Consider the following 753-nt stretch of genomic DNA (forward strand, 5'->3'; position numbering starts at 1 on the left):
ATTCGCCATGCGTCGGGGCGGCAGGGGTGTCCAGTATCCAACCTTTCCGGACCGATCCGCCAACCACCATCGCGCCTATAACCAGACGCCGTACCGTGGTGGAGACATGCAATGCGAGCAAGACGTCTACGGGCAGTCATGGCCCGCGTGACGCATCTGGACACGAAGCTGGCCGCCTCGCGGCAGCGCATCCGCCAGCAGGTCGGGCGGGTGCGTGAGGCGCGCCGGGAGGGCGGCGACGCTGCCCTGAGCCTGCAGGTGCTGCGCCATTTGCGCCGCAGCTATTCGGATCTGGTGCTGATCAAGCGCAATCTTTGGCTGGAAACCGGGTCCGGTCGCTACGCAACTGTCTGATGAGGGCGAGGCACGATCGGCGGCTCCAGGAACTTAGGGCGCACCTTGCTAGGCAGAAAGCCGCTGTCACCGCATGCCGTCGAGACGGCGTTGATGCCGCCGCAGCCATCGCGCAACTCGCCCTGCTCGCCGGGACCCTCAATGGGTTGGAGCTTCGTATCCAACTGCTGCGACAATATCAAGGAGGGGCAGTCGTCCCTAGGGCGGGGGAGACCTTTCGGTAATTTTGACGGGTTTTGTATATCAGGCGCGTTCCACGCGAGCGCGGTCAGGAAGGTGGTTGCCCCGCCCAGCACTGCCGGTATTCCCTGTTCCCGGACGCCTCCGGCCGACACGTCATGTCCCTGGAGGACCCCGTCGGCGATGACAGTGGTTCGCTGGTACGGCGCTTGCACTAGG

The 753-nt window shown here is 64.7% G+C and carries 2 protein-coding genes; one reads left to right on the plus strand and one right to left on the minus strand.

Translation table 11 applies throughout. The features are described from left to right. Positions 1-138: 138 nt before the first annotated feature. Complete coding sequence (locus A9J21_RS15665) at positions 139-354, plus strand: hypothetical protein (protein ID WP_066737180.1); 216 nt, start codon at positions 139-141, stop codon at positions 352-354. Here the strand turns inward: A9J21_RS15665 and A9J21_RS32340 are convergent. Continuing rightward, the coding region (locus A9J21_RS32340; RefSeq protein ID WP_231906941.1) for a hypothetical protein at positions 339-753 on the minus strand (415 nt) is incomplete at its 5' end. The two genes, A9J21_RS15665 and A9J21_RS32340, sit on opposite strands and share 16 nt — an antisense overlap.

Source organism: Cupriavidus sp. D384, assembly GCF_001652915.1.
Classification (GTDB): domain Bacteria; phylum Pseudomonadota; class Gammaproteobacteria; order Burkholderiales; family Burkholderiaceae; genus Cupriavidus.

Bases quoted from the DNA above. Each gene is read 5' to 3' on its own strand.
- A9J21_RS15665 (WP_066737180.1), top strand. From the start codon at position 139: ATGGCCCGCGTGACGCATCTGGACACGAAGCTGGCCGCCTCGCGGCAG.